Annotated in this window: 17 protein-coding genes and 1 pseudogene; 11 read left to right on the top strand and 7 right to left on the bottom strand. The window is 71.3% G+C overall.

All coding sequences use genetic code 11. From position 1 onward, the window contains the following. Positions 1–33 precede the first annotated feature (33 nt). From pqqA to AB0N03_RS00585, 7 genes and pseudogenes are all read left to right on the top strand, one after another. Positions 34–120: a pyrroloquinoline quinone precursor peptide PqqA gene (gene pqqA, locus AB0N03_RS00615; RefSeq protein ID WP_086864059.1), complete on the top strand. Its 87-nt coding sequence runs from the start codon at positions 34–36 to the stop codon at positions 118–120. A 2-nt stretch (positions 121–122) separates the two neighbouring features. Beyond that, on the top strand, positions 123–812 hold the full coding sequence (gene pqqC, locus AB0N03_RS00610; RefSeq protein WP_364363130.1) for a pyrroloquinoline-quinone synthase PqqC: 690 nt from the start codon (positions 123–125) through the stop codon (positions 810–812). Beyond that, positions 809–1,075 (top strand): pyrroloquinoline quinone biosynthesis peptide chaperone PqqD, encoded by a 267-nt coding sequence (pqqD, locus tag AB0N03_RS00605; protein WP_364363127.1) that lies wholly within the window; start codon positions 809–811, stop codon positions 1,073–1,075. The genes pqqC and pqqD overlap by 4 nt, the downstream gene beginning before the upstream one ends. Then, a complete protein-coding gene (gene pqqE / locus AB0N03_RS00600) occupies positions 1,066–2,130 on the top strand; it encodes a pyrroloquinoline quinone biosynthesis protein PqqE (protein ID WP_364363124.1) in 1,065 nt (354 codons plus the stop codon). Before pqqD ends, pqqE begins: the two co-directional genes overlap by 10 nt. Continuing rightward, positions 2,127–2,252, top strand: a pseudogene (locus AB0N03_RS00595) (pyrroloquinoline quinone biosynthesis protein PqqB); the annotation flags it as partial. The gene pqqE and the pseudogene AB0N03_RS00595, both read left to right, overlap by 4 nt. 189 nt (positions 2,253–2,441) lie before the next feature. Next, positions 2,442–2,966, top strand: a complete 525-nt coding sequence (locus AB0N03_RS00590) for a helix-turn-helix domain-containing protein (protein ID WP_364363121.1) — start codon at positions 2,442–2,444, stop codon at positions 2,964–2,966. Positions 2,967–3,177: 211 nt separating this feature from the next. Then, on the top strand, positions 3,178–4,410 hold the full coding sequence (locus AB0N03_RS00585; protein ID WP_364363118.1) for an MFS transporter: 1,233 nt from the start codon (positions 3,178–3,180) through the stop codon (positions 4,408–4,410). On the opposite strand, the gene AB0N03_RS00580 is transcribed toward AB0N03_RS00585, so the two are convergent. Further along, positions 4,388–4,840, bottom strand: coding sequence for a MaoC family dehydratase (locus AB0N03_RS00580; RefSeq protein ID WP_364363115.1), 453 nt, complete (start codon positions 4,838–4,840; stop codon positions 4,388–4,390). The two genes, AB0N03_RS00585 and AB0N03_RS00580, sit on opposite strands and share 23 nt — an antisense overlap. A gap of 56 nt (positions 4,841–4,896) precedes the next feature. Here AB0N03_RS00580 and AB0N03_RS00575 point away from each other — a divergent pair, with 56 nt between their 5' ends. Beyond that, the gene (locus AB0N03_RS00575) at positions 4,897–5,574 is read left to right on the top strand and encodes a helix-turn-helix transcriptional regulator (RefSeq protein ID WP_364363113.1); all 678 of its coding nucleotides are present in this window, start codon (positions 4,897–4,899) and stop codon (positions 5,572–5,574) included. Between the two features lie 279 nt (positions 5,575–5,853). Here the strand turns inward: AB0N03_RS00575 and AB0N03_RS00570 are convergent, their stop codons facing one another. From AB0N03_RS00570 to AB0N03_RS00560, 3 genes are read right to left on the bottom strand one after another with little or no spacing between them, the layout of a single operon-like run. Then, positions 5,854–6,111, bottom strand: a complete 258-nt coding sequence (locus AB0N03_RS00570) for a hypothetical protein (RefSeq protein WP_364363110.1) — start codon at positions 6,109–6,111, stop codon at positions 5,854–5,856. A gap of 57 nt (positions 6,112–6,168) precedes the next feature. Further along, the gene (locus AB0N03_RS00565) at positions 6,169–7,551 is read right to left on the bottom strand and encodes an amidase (RefSeq protein WP_364363108.1); all 1,383 of its coding nucleotides are present in this window, start codon (positions 7,549–7,551) and stop codon (positions 6,169–6,171) included. Continuing rightward, positions 7,548–8,546: a D-2-hydroxyacid dehydrogenase gene (locus AB0N03_RS00560; RefSeq protein WP_364363105.1), complete on the bottom strand. Its 999-nt coding sequence runs from the start codon at positions 8,544–8,546 to the stop codon at positions 7,548–7,550. The genes AB0N03_RS00565 and AB0N03_RS00560 overlap by 4 nt, the downstream gene beginning before the upstream one ends. A 104-nt stretch (positions 8,547–8,650) precedes the next feature. Between AB0N03_RS00560 and AB0N03_RS00555 the strand changes: the two genes are divergently transcribed. The 3 genes from AB0N03_RS00555 to AB0N03_RS00545 are packed head-to-tail and all read left to right on the top strand — an operon-like array spanning position 8,651 to position 10,917. Beyond that, a complete protein-coding gene (locus AB0N03_RS00555; protein WP_364363102.1) occupies positions 8,651–9,391 on the top strand; it encodes an Asp/Glu/hydantoin racemase in 741 nt (246 codons plus the stop codon). Between the two features lie 58 nt (positions 9,392–9,449). Continuing rightward, a complete protein-coding gene (locus AB0N03_RS00550; RefSeq protein WP_364363099.1) occupies positions 9,450–10,196 on the top strand; it encodes a maleate cis-trans isomerase in 747 nt (248 codons plus the stop codon). A 1-nt stretch (position 10,197) separates the two neighbouring features. Continuing rightward, positions 10,198–10,917, top strand: a complete 720-nt coding sequence (locus AB0N03_RS00545; protein ID WP_364363096.1) for a GntR family transcriptional regulator — start codon at positions 10,198–10,200, stop codon at positions 10,915–10,917. A 181-nt stretch (positions 10,918–11,098) separates the two neighbouring features. On the opposite strand, the gene AB0N03_RS00540 is transcribed toward AB0N03_RS00545, so the two are convergent. Genes AB0N03_RS00540 through AB0N03_RS00530 form a run of 3 tightly spaced genes read right to left on the bottom strand, consistent with a single transcriptional unit; the run spans position 11,099 to position 14,139 of the window. Continuing rightward, on the bottom strand, positions 11,099–11,560 hold the full coding sequence (locus AB0N03_RS00540; protein WP_364363094.1) for a DUF4262 domain-containing protein: 462 nt from the start codon (positions 11,558–11,560) through the stop codon (positions 11,099–11,101). Positions 11,561–11,620: 60 nt separating this feature from the next. Then, on the bottom strand, positions 11,621–12,679 hold the full coding sequence (locus tag AB0N03_RS00535; protein ID WP_364363091.1) for a tartrate dehydrogenase: 1,059 nt from the start codon (positions 12,677–12,679) through the stop codon (positions 11,621–11,623). Beyond that, complete coding sequence (locus tag AB0N03_RS00530) at positions 12,676–14,139, bottom strand: NAD-dependent succinate-semialdehyde dehydrogenase (RefSeq protein ID WP_364363089.1); 1,464 nt, start codon at positions 14,137–14,139, stop codon at positions 12,676–12,678. Before AB0N03_RS00530 ends, AB0N03_RS00535 begins: the two co-directional genes overlap by 4 nt. Positions 14,140–14,190: the final 51 nt, after the last annotated feature.

Here is a 14,190-nt window from a genome sequence, read left to right as displayed (position 1 = left end):
GGCGACGATCAGCCCCGGAGAGAGGAGCAGGAAATGACCGAGGTGTGGACGACCCCCGACTTCGTCGAGTACGAAACTCCCATGGAGGTCACCGCTTACGCGGCCCGCATGGCGGACTGAAGATGCCGGTCGAGCCACTTCCGGAAAGCGCATTCATCGCCGAGCTGCGCGCGCTTTCCGGCCGGTACTGGGGCACGCACCCCTTCCACCACCGGCTGCACGCCGGCGAACTCGACGAACGCGGTTTGCGGATCTGGGCGGCGAACCGCTGGTACTACCAGAGCACGCTGCCGCGGAAGGACGCAGCGATCATCGGCAACTGCCCGCTGCCGGAGATCCGCCGCCAGTGGCTCGACCGGATCGTCTACCACGACGGCACCACCGCCGGCGACGGCGGGATCGAACGCTGGCTGCGGCTCTGCACGGCCGTCGGCCTGCACCGGGACGAGGTGCTCGACGAGCGGCACGTCGCTCCCGGCGTCCGGTTCGCCGTCGACGCCTACGTGACCTTCGCGCGGACGAAGCCGTGGTGGGAGGCCGTCGCTTCGGGACTCACCGAGATGTTCGCCGGGCACCTGATGCAGCGGCGCGTCGCGGACATGCTCGCCCACTACTCGTGGATCGCCCGCGAAGACCTCGCCTACTTCACCGACCGCATCGACAAGGTCGCCGGCGAGGGCAAGGACACGCTCGACATCGTCGTCCGCCACTGCGTCACCCGCGAGCAGCAGGACCGGGCGATCGCCGCGCTGTCGTTCAAGTGCGACGTCCTGTGGTCGATGCTCGACGCGATCGAACGAGCCGCGAGGTGATCACCGTGGGGTCGGTTCCCCAGCTGCGCCGCGGCGTGCGGCTGTCCTTCGACCACGTCCGGGAGACACACGTCCTGCTGTTCCCCGAAGGCGTGCTCGTCCCGAACACCACCGCCGCCGCCGTGCTCGGACTCTGCGACGGCGCCCGGACCGTCACCGACATCACCGCGGTGCTGGGAAAGCGCTTCACCGGCGTCCGGGAGCAGGACGTCCTCGACGTGCTGGCGCGGCTGGGCGAACGGCGGGTCGTCGCGTGGACGTGACCCCGCCGCTCGGGCTGCTGGCCGAGCTGACCCACCGCTGCCCGCTGCACTGTCCTTATTGCTCGAACCCGCTGGAGCTCGTGTCACGCTCCGCCGAGCTGTCCACTGCGGACTGGATTTCGGTGCTCTCGCAAGCCCGCGAGCTGGGCGTGCTGCAGGTGCACCTGTCCGGCGGCGAGCCGCTGGCCCGGCCGGACCTGCCTTCGCTGGTGGCGCACGCGAGTTCGCTCGGCTGCTACGTCAACCTCGTCACCTCCGGCCTCGGCCTGACTTCCGCGCGGCTCGACGACCTGGTCTCGCGTGGGCTGGCGCACGTCCAGCTGTCGGCGCAGGGCGCGACGCGAGAGCGTTCCGATCAGCTGGCCGGCGCGCGGGCGTTCGACCACAAGCTCGCCGCGGCCGCCCTGGTGAAGTCGTCCGGGTTACCGTTGTCCTTGAACGTGGTGCTGCACCGGCGCAACCACGATCAGCTGGCCGGGATCATCGAGCTGGCCGAGCGGATGGGCGCGGACCGGCTCGAGCTGGCGAACACCCAGTACTACGGCTGGGCGCTGCGCAACCGCGAGGCGCTGATGCCGACGCCGTCGCAGCTCGCCGCCGCGGAACCGTTGGCGCGTGCGGCGATCCGGCGGCTGCGCGGCACGATGGAGATCGTCTACGTCGTCGCCGACTACTACGAGCCGTATCCGAAGCCGTGCATGTACGGCTGGGGCGCGCGGCAGCTGACCGTGGCGCCGGACGGGACCGTGCTGCCGTGCCCGGCGGCGTCGGCGATTTCGACGCTCACTCTGGACAATGTGCGGGAGACGCCGTTGGCCGACATCTGGTACCGCTCGTCGTCGTTCAACGCCTACCGCGGCGAAGACTGGATGAGCGAGCCGTGCCGGACGTGCGACCGTCGCGGGCTCGACTTCGGCGGCTGCCGCTGCCAGGCGTTCCTGCTCACCGGCGACGCCGCGGCGACGGACCCGGTGTGTTCGCGGTCTCCGCAACGGGAGGTCGTCGATCTGATTCTCGCCCGGCCTCCGGTTTCCGACCTGGTCATGCGCCGGTGAAGGTGATCCTGCTCGGCACCGCGGCGGGCGGCGGCTGTCCACAGTGGAATTGCGCGTGCCGTCTGTGCACCGCCGGGCTGCCACCACGCACCCAGGACTGCGTCGCGATCAGCGCGGACGGCGCCGGCGACCTGCACGGCGTCGGCGGTGATGCGGTCGATTTCGGCCAAGTCATCCGACGTCAGCTCGATCTCGATAGTGGCGATACTCCCTCGATGTGCTGGGGCTCCAGCGCGCCGACGATGGCGAGCTGGCCGACTTCGAACGAGACCCCCAAATAACTCTTTGACGGTTGTGGCAGACTGGGCACCATGCCCCACGACAACCTGCGCGTACTGGCGCACCCGCTCCGCATGCGGATCCTGTCGCTCCTGACGGGAACGGCGATGAGCGCGGCCGAGGTGGCGCGCGAACTGGGCGAGACACAGGCGAACATCAGCTACCACCTGCGCCGTCTGCACGACGCGGGCCTGCTGGACGTCGCGGAGGAAGTGACGATCCGCGGCGGCCGGGCAAAGCGCTACCGCCACGACCCGGACTCGGGGCGCCGCCTGACCACCCGCAACCCGGCGGAGCAGCAGTTGCTGACCAAGGCGATCGCGGGAGAGCTGCTGCGGCGGGCAGGTTCACGGGCACCGGGCCGGCGAGCGTCGTTGACGGACGCGGAGCTGTGGGTGGACCCGTCGCTCTGGGCGCGCGTGCTGGAGCAGGCTTCGGAGCTGAGCCAGGAACTGCACGCGGCGGCCCAGCCGCCGAGGACCCCGGGGACGGTGCGGGTCAGCGCGAGTGTGGCGCTGTTCGAACTGACCGAGTCCGCGCCGGCCGAGTCCCCATGAGCGCGGGTGTTCTGGTCGCGGCCGGCTGGAGCGTGGGCGTCCCGGTCACCCCGGTTCAGCCGGTGCAGGGGCGTTCTGGTCGCACCGATCGGGCCGGAGCGTCGTGGCCATGGCCGCACCCGTCCAGCCGGAGCCGCTCACAGCGGCCCGTCCTCGATCACTGCCCCCCGAACCCGCGTCCCCATCGCACCAACCCGCCGGAGCCGCTCCCATGACCACCCCGCTGCTCGCCCCGCTTCGCGAACCTCGCTTCCGCGCCCTCGTGACCGGGCGGACCTTCGCCGACTTCGCCAACGCCGTCGCTCCCTTCGCGCTGGCTTTCGCCGTCGTCGATCTGACCGGGTCGGCGGTGGACCTCGGGATCGTCGTCGGGGCGCGGTCGATCGCCAACGTGCTCCTCGTGCTCTTCGGCGGGATGCTCGCGGACCGGCTGCCGCGATCGGTGATCCTGCAGGGCACCGAAACCGCCGCCGCGCTCACCCAGGCCGCCATCGCCGCAAGTGTCCTGTGTGGATTCGCGTCCGTCCCGCTGCTGGTCGGGCTCAGCCTCGTCAACGGCGCCGTCTCGGCCATCTCGCTGCCCGCGGCCGCGTCGCTCACGCCGTTGACCGTGCCCGGGCCGCTGCTCGCCAAGGCGAACGCGCTGGTCCGGCTGCTGTCCAACGTCGGCCGCATCGCCGGCGCCGGGCTCGCCGGGATCCTCGTCGCGTTCGCCGGCTCCGGGTGGGCGCTCGCCGGGAACGCCGTCCTGTTCCTCGCCGCCGCCTTTTCCTACCGTCGGATCCGCCTGCCGCACGGCGAGCGCATCCCGGGCAGCCGGCCCCTCGGCGAGCTCGCCGAAGGCTGGCGCGAGTTCCGCGCCCGGTCGTGGGTGTGGCTGGTGGTGCTGCAGTTCATGATCGTCAACGCGGTGAACGCGGGCGCGCTGCTGGTGATCGGCCCGCTGGTCGCCGACGACACCTTCGGCCGCACCGGCTGGGGCCTCGCGCTGGCGGTGCAGACGGCCGGGGCGCTGCTCGGCGGCGTCGTCGCCGCACGGTGGCAACCCCGGCGGATGCTGCTGTTCGGCGTCGCGCTGGTCATGGTCGACGCCCTGCCGATGCTCGCCCTCGGCGAGACGCCGTACCTGCTGCCGCTGCTGTTCGCGATGGTCCTTTCGGGCTTCGCGATCGAGCAGTTCGGAGTCGCGTGGGACGTCTCGCTGCAGGAGAACGTGCCGCCCGAGAAGCTCGCCCGCGTCTACTCCTACGACATGCTCGGCTCGTTCGTCGCGATGCCGCTCGGCCAGATCGCCGCCGGTCCGCTGGCCGAGCACGTCGGTCGTTCGGCGACGCTCGTCGGCGGCGCGGCCCTGGTCGTCGGCGCGACGGCGATCGTGCTGCTCAACCCGCAGGTGCGCGGGCTGGTCCGGCACGCGCCGGTCAGCCCGGGCGCACCAGGATGAGGTTCAGCAGGCTCGCGCTGAAGACGACGTCGTCCCCGGCGTCGACGAGCTCGACGCGCGTGCGCACCAGCCCCCGGTCCGGCTTCGAGCGCGAGAGCCGGGCCTCGGTGACGGTGGCGCGCAGCCGCAGCACCGAGCCCGGCCGCACCGGCCGCGGCCAGCGCAGCTCGTCGACGCCCGGGCTGCCCAAACTGGACACAGTGGACAGGTAGTGATCGGCGTAGAGCCGCATCATCAGGCTCGCGGTGTGCCAGCCGCTGGCGATCAGCCCGCCGAAGGGCCCGTCCGCCGCGACGGCGGCGTCGACGTGAAAGCTCTGCGGGTCGTAGCGGCGGGCGAAGTCGAGGATGTCGGCCTCGGTCACCTCGACGCTGCCGCAGTCGTGGGTGGCGCCGGGGACGTAGTCCTCGAAGTAGCGATCGCTGGTCATGGGCGCAGGGTGCCACAAAAACGCTTCGATCCGGAGCGAATGGTTAGGCTGACGACATGGCCGCCGAGCCCGACATCGCCGCGGTCGCCCAGGCGATCGGCGAACCGGCCCGGGCGGCGATGCTCCTGCAGCTGATGGACGGCGACGCGCATTCCGCCCGGGCACTGGCCACCGTCGCCGGGGTGGCGCCCTCCACGGCGAGCACCCACTTGCGCCGCCTGTGCGACGCGGGCCTGGTGGTCGCGACCGACGCGGGCCGCCAACGGTTGCATCGCCTCGCCGGCCCGCAGGTGGCCCAGCTCGTGGAAGCACTGGCGGCGCTCGCCCCGCCCCGGCTGCCGGCCCGGCTCCAACCCGATCCGCCGTCGGGGCCGCTGCTGCGAGCCCGGGCGTGTTACGGGCACGTGGCCGGGCAGCTGGGGATCGACCTGGCGGTGCTGCTGCGCAAGGACGGGGTGGTCGACGAGCTGGCCCCCGGCGAGACCGGCGTGGTGCGCACCTTCGACCATCCGCTGCTGGCGGCGCTCGGGATCACCGGGCTGCGCACGGCCGGACCGCCGGTGCGCGCGTGCCTCGACTGGTCGCACGGGACGACGCACCTCGCGGGAGTCCTGGGGGCCGCGTTGCTGACGGCGTTGCTCGACGAAGGGTGGGTACGCCGCCGCCCGGGCGGACGCGCGCTCCGGGTGACGGAAGCGGGACGCCGAAGCCTCGCCGAGTACGGCATCGGCTGACCGCGGGTGGGTTGTCCACACCCCCGGCCGGTTGTGGACAACTCCGGCGCCGAACCTCCGGAAAACCGGAACTGTCCGCACCGGCCGATAGACTGGCCAGGGGGCAACCCCCGGGATGGGGCGGGCCCTGCGCGGCGGTCGATCCGGCGGTCTGACCTTGCTCGATCCGGCGCGGCGGGTGCACCTGCGGCGGTCAGCCACCGGCTCGAGCCATTGGCATAACCGACCCGCTCAGGGCCACCGGTTTCAGCTGCTTGCCCGGCGTTCCGGGTCTGGTTTTCAGCGGCTCGGGCGGGGTTCCGGTGTTCGGTCGCGGTGGCCGTCGAGGCGCCACCAGCTCTCCAGCGTCTCCCGCAGCGCCTTCAACAACTCGCCGCCCGTTTCCAGGGGGACCAGGGCGGCCTTGCCGTCGCCCACCCGGAGCGCCGCCGTCAGGCGGTCGCCCTGCTCGACCAGGCCCACCACCACCTGGGTCGGCTCTCCCGCGACGTCCAAGGTCGGAATGGCGCGCTCGTACCGCCAGCCTTCAGCGTTCACCGGCAGACAGTGGCACAGCTTTTCCCGCCCGGACCCGGGGTTCACCCTCACGTGTGGTCAGGCCGGCGCCCAGGGCCGCACTTCCTCCAGAAGCTTCGCCACCGCCAGCACGAGGTCGTCCGAGTGACGCGGCCCGATGATCTGCAGGCCCACCGGCAACCCCGCCGACGTGTGGCCGGCCGGCACGCTGATCGCCGGCTGCTGGGTCATGTTGAACGGGTACGTGAACGGCGTCCACTCCGGCCATTCGCTCAGCCCGCTGCCCGGCGGCACGTCGTGCCCGGCCTCGAACGCGGCGATCGGGACGGTCGGGGTGATCAGCACGTCGTAGCGCGTGTGGAACTCGCCCATGAGGATGCCCAGCGCGGCCCGCTCGGCGGACGCGTCGAGGTAGTCGCTCGCCGACCACGTCTTGCCGAGCTCCCAGACCTTGCGCAGGCCCGGGTCCGTCCGCTCCTCGGATCCGGGCGGGAACGTGTCGAGCAGCTTCGCCGCCCCCGACGACCACAGGATGTCGAACGCCGGTTTCGGATCGGCGAACCCCGGGTCCGTCTCCTCGATCTGCAGCCCCGCGTCACCGAGCGCGCGCACCGCCGCCGCGACGACCGCCGCGATCTCCGGGTCGACGTCGACGTAGCCGAGCGTCGGCGAGAACGCCGCGATCAGGCCGCGCACGTCCCGGCGGACGGCCTCGCGGAACGACCCCACCGGCGGCGCGAGGGCGGCCGGGTCGCGGTGGTCGGGCGTCGACAGGACGTCCAGCAGCAGCGCGGTGTCGTCCACCGACCGCGCCAGCGGGCCGGCGTGCGAGAGCGGGCCGAACGGGCTCGCCGGGAACAGCGGGATCCGGCCGTGGGTCGGCTTGAGCCCGACGATCCCGCAGAACGACGCCGGGATCCGCACCGAGCCGCCGCCGTCGGTGCCGACGGACAGCTCGCCCATCCCCGCCGCGACGGCCGCGGCGCTGCCGCCACTCGACCCGCCCGCCGTCTTCGACGGGTCGGCCGGGTTGCGCGTGATGCCCTGCAGCGGGCTGTCGGTGACGCCCTTCCACGCGATTTCGGGCGTGGTCGTCTTGCCCAGCACCACCAGGCCGGCCTCGCGCATCCGCGCGGCGACCGGGCTGTCGACGTCCCACGGCTGGTCCGGGTCGATACTCTTCGAGCCTCGGACGGTCGGCCAGCCCTGGGTGAGGAACATGTCCTTGATCGAGGACGGTACGCCGTCGAGCCACCCGATCGGGTTGCCGTCGCGCCAGCGGACCTCCGACGCCTTGGCCTGCTCCAGCGCCCCTTCGGCGTCGACGAGGCAGTACGCGTTGCACTCGCCGTCGCGGTCTTCGATGGCCTGCAGCGCGTTCTGCGTCGCCTCGACCGGTGAGAGCTCACCGGTCGCGTAGGCGGCGACGAGTTCGCTGGCGGTCAGCATCCTGTCGTTCATCCGGCTCCCTGGTTCCCCGACGGCACGTAGCCGAGCGACTTGTCGACGACATTGCGCAGCGGCTCCCCAGCCTGCCAGCGGCGGAAGTTCTCGGTGAACACCTCGACGAGCGTGTTCCGCCAGCCGATGAAGTCCCCGGACATGTGCGGCGAGACCAGCACGTCCGGCATGGTCCACAGCGGGCTGTCCGGCGGCAGCGGCTCGGTGTCGAACACGTCGAGCGCGGCGCCGGCGATGGCCCGGTTCTCGAGCGCGTCGACCAGGTCGGAAGTGACCACCAGCTCGCCCCGGCCCACGTTGACGAACCGCGCCGTCGGCTTCATCGCGGCGAACGCGCGCGCGTCGAACATGCCCTTGGTGTGCTCGGTCAGCGGTGCGACGGCGACGACGTAGTCGGCGTGCGGCAAGAACGCCTCGAGCTGCGAAGACTCGTGCACGAGGCCGAAGTCGGGGTCGCCCGTGCGCTCCCGGCGGCCGGCGGCGCTCACCCGCATCCCGGCCGCGCGCAGCAGCCGCGCGATGGCCCGGCCGATCGGCCCGGTGCCGACGACCACCACCTCGCGCCCGGCGATCCGCTCGCTCTCGCGGTGCAGCCAGCGGCCCTCGCGCTGCAGGTCGCGCGAGCGCGCGAAGTCCTTCGCGAAGGCGAGGACGACGCCCAGTACGTACTCCGCGATGGCGTCGTCGAAGACACCGCGCGAGTTGGTCAGGACGACGTCGCTCTCCACCAGCCCGGGGAACAGCACCGGGTCGACGCCCGCGCTCGCGATGTGCAGCCAGCGCAGGCGATCGGCCGCGTGCCAGGCACCCGGCACGGCCGCGGAGAGGAAGTCGTAGACGAAGAGAGCGTCGGCTCCGGACAGGGCTTCGGGCAGGCCCGCCGCGTCCGTGTAACGCACGACCGCCCCGGATTCGACAGCACGCATGTCCGGTGGACGGTGCTCGCCGCAGAGCACGGCCAGGACGGGAGTTTCCCGGTTTTCCGAGGCGATCACGTTGACACGGTAAAAGCGGCTCGTATGATTGTCAACAATCCGAGGAACGACCCCCGGAGCACCGGACGTGTCATCAAGTTCAGACGTATTCCGGAGGCTGAGCCTTGGATTTCGACTTCCTGGCGTTCGACGGCCCGCTGGCGCAACGCGGCATCGGGGTGATCGCCCCGTTCGACCTCGCGCTGGAGCGCGAGCTCTGGCGCTGGGTGCCGATGGAGGTGTCCCTCCACCTCGCGCGGACGCCGTACGAGCCGGTGCCGGTCAGCATGGAGATGGCCCGCCTCGTCAGCGACAGCCACCACCTGGCCAGCGCGACCCGCGACGTGCTGCACGTCGAGCCCGAGGTCGTCGCCTACCTCTGCACGTCGGGCAGCTTCGTCAACGGAGTCGACTACGAGCGCTCGCTGACCAAGGCGATCTGCGACGCCGGCGCACCGGACGCCGTCACCACCTCGGGTGCGCTGGCCGAGGTGCTGCACCAGCTCGACCTGCACCGCGTCTCGGTGCTGACGCCGTACGACGCCGACCTCACCCGCGCGCTGCACGACTTCCTCGGCGAGCTGAACGTCGAGACCGTCGCCAGCGACCACCTCGGGCTGGGCGGTGGCATCTGGAAGGTCAGCTACCGCACCATCGCCGAACGCATCCTCGCCGCCGACCACGGCGAAGCCGAAGCGATCTTCGTCAGCTGCACCAACCTCCCGACCTACGACCTGATCGAGCCCCTGGAAGCCGCGCTCGGCAAGCCGGTGCTCACCGCCAACCAACTGACCATGTGGGCGTGCCTGCGCCGGATGAACCTGCCGATCGTCGGACCCGGGCAGTGGCTTCGTGACGTGTCGTGAAGGTTTTCCTTGACCATCCCTCTAGGATTGTCGACAATTTGCGTCCCCCGGAGGTTTCGTGACCACCATCGGCTTCATCTACCCCGACCACGCGGCCGAAGACGATTACCCGCTGGCCGAGCAGCTGCTCGGCGGCGCGGCCGCCGACGAGGGCGGCATCCGCCTCGCCGTCGAGCACATCTACGGCACCGACAAGCACGCGGTCGCCGAGCTGCTGGACCTCGGCAGCGAGAGCCGCCTCGCCGACGGTGCCGCCCTGCTCAAGAAGCACGAGCCGGAAGCGGTCATCTGGGCCTGCACCAGCGGCAGCTTCGTCTACGGCTGGGACGGCGCCCGCGACCAGGCCGACCGCCTCGCCGCCGTCGCCGGGGTCCCGGCCTCCAGTACCTCCTTCGCGTTCGTGCACGCCGCGCGCGCCCTCGGCGTCAAGCGGGTCGCCGTCGCCGCCAGCTACCCGGACGACATCGCCCGGCTGTTCGTGGACTTCCTCAAGGCCGGCGGCGTCGAGGTCGTCGCGATGGCCAGCGCCGACATCGTCACGGCCGCCGAAGTCGGCGCCATGACGTCGGAAGCCGTCGTCGAACTCGCCGTGCGTAACGACCACCCGGACGCCGACGCGGTGCTCGTGCCGGACACCGCGATGCGGACGCTCCAGGAGATCAACATCGTCGAAGCCGCGCTGAAGAAGCCCGTGCTGACCGCCAACCAGGTGACCGTCTGGGAGGGCCTGCGCCTGACCGGGGGGCACCGGCTCGTCCGCTCGCTCGGCGCGTTGTTCCGGCACCTCCCGGACGGGAGCGCCTGACATGGCCCTGCCACCGGGCATGCTGCCCGAGATCGAACCGGTCAGCCGCGAGTCGACCGCCGCGGTGATCGCGCGTCAGCTGCGCGACGCGATCATGACCGGCGCCCTCCCGCCCGGGACCCAGCTCGGCGAGACCGAGCTGGCCTCCCGGTTCCAGGTGTCACGGGGGCCACTCCGGGAGGCCATGCAGCATCTCGTGTCCGAAGGGCTCCTCCGCAGCGAACGGCACCGCGGGCTGTTCGTGATCGACCTCGAGCCCGGCGACGTCTACGACATCTATGCAGCTCGATCTGCCATCGAGCGCGCCGCGATGATCCGCGCGGTGCGCGGCGGGGAACGCGACCGGATCGCCGATGTGCTCGAACAGACCGTCGCCGAGATGGCGACGGCCGCGAGCGAAGACGACCCCAGCGCGCTCTCCACCGCGGACCTCAGGTTCCACGAGGCCCTCATCAACGCCTCCGGCAGCAAACGGCTCGTCCGGATGGCCCGGACCCTCCTCATCGAGACGAGGATGTGCCTGACCGCGCTGCAGAGCACCTATCAGCGGGTCGAGGAACGCGTCGAGGAGCACACGAAACTCATCCAGGCCCTTCGCGACGGCGACGAGGAGACGGCGCTGGCGCTGCTCGACTCGCACATGGAGGACGCGGTGCAGCGGCTCGCGCCGGGGACGAGCCTCATCGAGGGACACGCCCCGCCGGTGCCGGGAAACGCGTGAGCGAAGCTCCGGCAGCCGGGACTTGAAGCCCGACAAGCGTGATCGGTAAACCGGCGCGTGCAACTTCCGGATCGGCACGCGCACCCGGACGACCGGCTCAGGCGCCGGGGAAGCCGGCAGGCGTACGTGGACGGCCCGCACGGGTACCGGGAAGCAGTTGGCCGGCGGAGAACACCCGCAGCTAAGCGCCATCGCGCACCCCCAGGACCGGCTGGCCGCCACGGCCGTCGCGGTAGTCCGGGGACCACGGGAAGCGGCCTCGGGAGTCCGCGTGGACCAGTTGGAGCGCGCGGATTTCCGGGCCGTACAACGCCGCCGCGAAGATCAGGTGCACCGACGGCTCCGCCAGCGGGACCCCCTCGATCACCAGGCCGCCCCGCAACGGGACGCGCTCGCCCGGCGGGGGCGGCGACTCGTGCATCGAGTGCGCGGCCAGGTCGTTCAGCAGCTCGGCGGCCTCCAGGACCGGCAGGCCTGTCACGACCAGCTCGGGCAGGTCGTACCCGCTCAGGCCGATCGTGTAGGCCCATGGCGGGTACGCCCCGCTGCCCTCGACTCCTTGCACGAGCCAGCCCCGGTCGGCCACGCCATCGCGAAGCCTTGCCAGGTAACCGGATCCGTCTCCGTCACACAGAAAGCACATCGGTCGCTCCTCCCCCTCGGTGGGTTTGCGACCACCGTGCCGGAGGGCACCGACAAAAACTCAGCCCAGCGCTTCGGCCACTGCCGTGCCGAGCCGTTCTGTGGTATCTGTGCCGCCGAGGTCCGGGGTGCGCACCCGGCCCTCGTCGAGCACCCGGTCGACCGCGGCGCGGATCGCTTGCGCGGCAACGGTTTCACCCAGGTGTTCGACCAGCATCGCGGCCGCCAGGATCTGCGCCACGGGATTCGCGATCCCCTGCCCGGCGATGTCCGGAGCGCTCCCGTGGACCGCCTCGAACATCGACGGATGTTCATCCGATGGGTTGATGTTGCCGGACGGTGCCATGCCGAGCCCGCCGGTGATCGCGGCCGCGAGGTCGCTCAGGATGTCGCCGAAGAGGTTCGACCCCACGATGACGTCGAGCCGGTCCGGCGCCTGGACCATCCGTGCCGCCAACGCATCCACGTGCATCTGTTCACTGTGGACGTCCGGATACTCGGCGGCGACCTCGGCGAAGATCTCGTCCCAGAAGGGCATCGAGTGGATGAGCCCGTTGGACTTCGTCGCCGAGCACACGCGCGAAGACCGCGTCCGCGCCAGTTCGAAGGCGTACCGGATGATCCGTTCGACGCCGACGCGCGTGAAGACCGACTCCTGCAGCACGAACTCGTCCGGCCGCCCGGCGTTGTGCCGGCCGCCGATCGCCGAGTACTCGCCCTCGGAGTTCTCCCGGACGATGACCAGCTCCAGCTCCTCGGCCTTCCGCCCGGCCAGCACGGACGTCGTGCCCGGCAGCAACCGGACCGGGCGCAGGTTGACGTACTGCTGGAACGCGCGCCGCAGCGGGATCAGCAAGCCCCACAGCGAAACGTGGTCCGGGACGCCGGGGAAGCCGACCGCGCCGAGCAGGATGCCGTCGAACGCGGACAGCTGCTCGACGCCGTCGTCCGGCATCATCGACCCGGCCCGCGCGTACCGCTCGCAGCTCCAGTCGAACTCCGTCCACTCCAGCGAGAAATCGAAGAGCGCGGAAGCCCGGTCGAGGACCTTGCGGGCCTCGACCGTGACGTCCACGCCGATCCCGTCGCCGGGGATGCTCGCGATGCGGTAGGAGCTCACAGGGCCACCGCGATGTACTTGGTCTCGAGGAACTCGTCGATGCCGGCCGAGCCGCCCTCGCGGCCGAGCCCGGACTGCTTGATCCCGCCGAACGGCGCCGCCGGGTTCGAGACGATGCCCTGGTTGAGGCCGATCATGCCGGCTTCGAGCGCCTCGGAGACCCTCAGCGCGCGCTTGAGGTCGCTGGTGAAGACGTAGGAGACCAGGCCGAACTCGGTGTCGTTGGCCTTCACCACCGCCTCTTCCTCGGTGTCGAACGGCGTGATCGGGGCGACCGGCCCGAAGATCTCCTCGTGCGTCAGCCGCGCTTCCTGCGGGACGTCGGTGAGCACGGTGGCCTGGTAGAAGTGGCCCGGCCCGTCGACTCCGGAGCCGCCGGTGAGCACCTTCGCGCCACGGTCGGTGGCGTCCTTGACCAGCTCCGTCACCTTCTCGACGGCCTTGTCGTCGATCAGCGGGCCGACCACGACGTCCTTCTCGGTGCCGCGGCCCATCGGCAGCGCCTGCATCCGCTCGGTCAGCCGCCGCGAGAACTCCTCGACGACGCCGCGCTGCACGTAGAACCGGTTCGCCGCGGTGCACGCCTCGCCGATGTTGCGCATCTTCGCCTGCATCGCGCCGTCGATCGCCGCGTCCATGTCGGCGTCGTCGAAGACCAGGAACGGCGCGTTGCCGCCCAGCTCCATCGATGTCCGCAGCACCTTGTCGGCGCACTGCTCCAGGAGCTTGCGGCCGACGCCGGTGGAGCCGGTGAAGGAGAGCTTGCGGGCGCGGCCGTCGCGGATCAGCGGCTCCATCACGCCGCCGGAGTCGGTGGTCGTGAGGACGTTCAGCACACCCTCGGGCAATCCCGCCTCGGCGAGGATGCCGGCCAGCGCCAGCATCGACAGCGGCGTCTGGGCGGCGGGCTTGATCACCATCGTGCAGCCGGCGGCGACCGCCGGGCCGATCTTGCGGGTGCCCATCGCCATCGGGAAGTTCCACGGCGTGATCAGGATCGTCGGCCCGACCGGCTGCTTCGTGATGAGGAACCGGCCCACGCCGTTCGGGGCGGTCGCGAAGCCACCGTCGATCCGGACGGCCTCCTCGGCGAACCAGCGGAAGAACTCGGCCGCGTAGGCGATCTCGCCCTTCGACTCGGCCAGCGGCTTGCCCATCTCCAGGGTCATGAGCAGGGCGAGTTCGTCCTGGCGCTTCATCAGCAGCTCGTACGCGCGGCGCAGGATCTCGCCGCGTTCGCGGGGCGCCACCTTCGCGAAGTCCGCCTGCGCGGCGACCGCGGCGTCCAGCGCCGTGACGCCGTCCGCCGGTGAGGCGTCGGCGACCTGGCACAGCTCCTTGCCGGTGGCCGGGTCCACCACCGGGAACGTCTTCCCGGACTCGGCGGCGACCCACTTGCCGCCGATGAACAGTTCCTTGCCGACCGCGTCGACGACGCCGGACTCGGTGCTCGCGCTCATCCCGACTGCTCCTCACGTGTTGTCCCGGAGGCCATGCTATGGATATTGTCA

Source organism: Amycolatopsis sp. NPDC051061, assembly GCF_040682935.1.
Taxonomy (GTDB): Bacteria; Actinomycetota; Actinomycetes; order Mycobacteriales; family Pseudonocardiaceae; genus Amycolatopsis.
The sequence above is the reverse complement of the archived record's forward strand: the minus strand, read 5'-3'. Positions and strand labels throughout refer to the sequence as shown.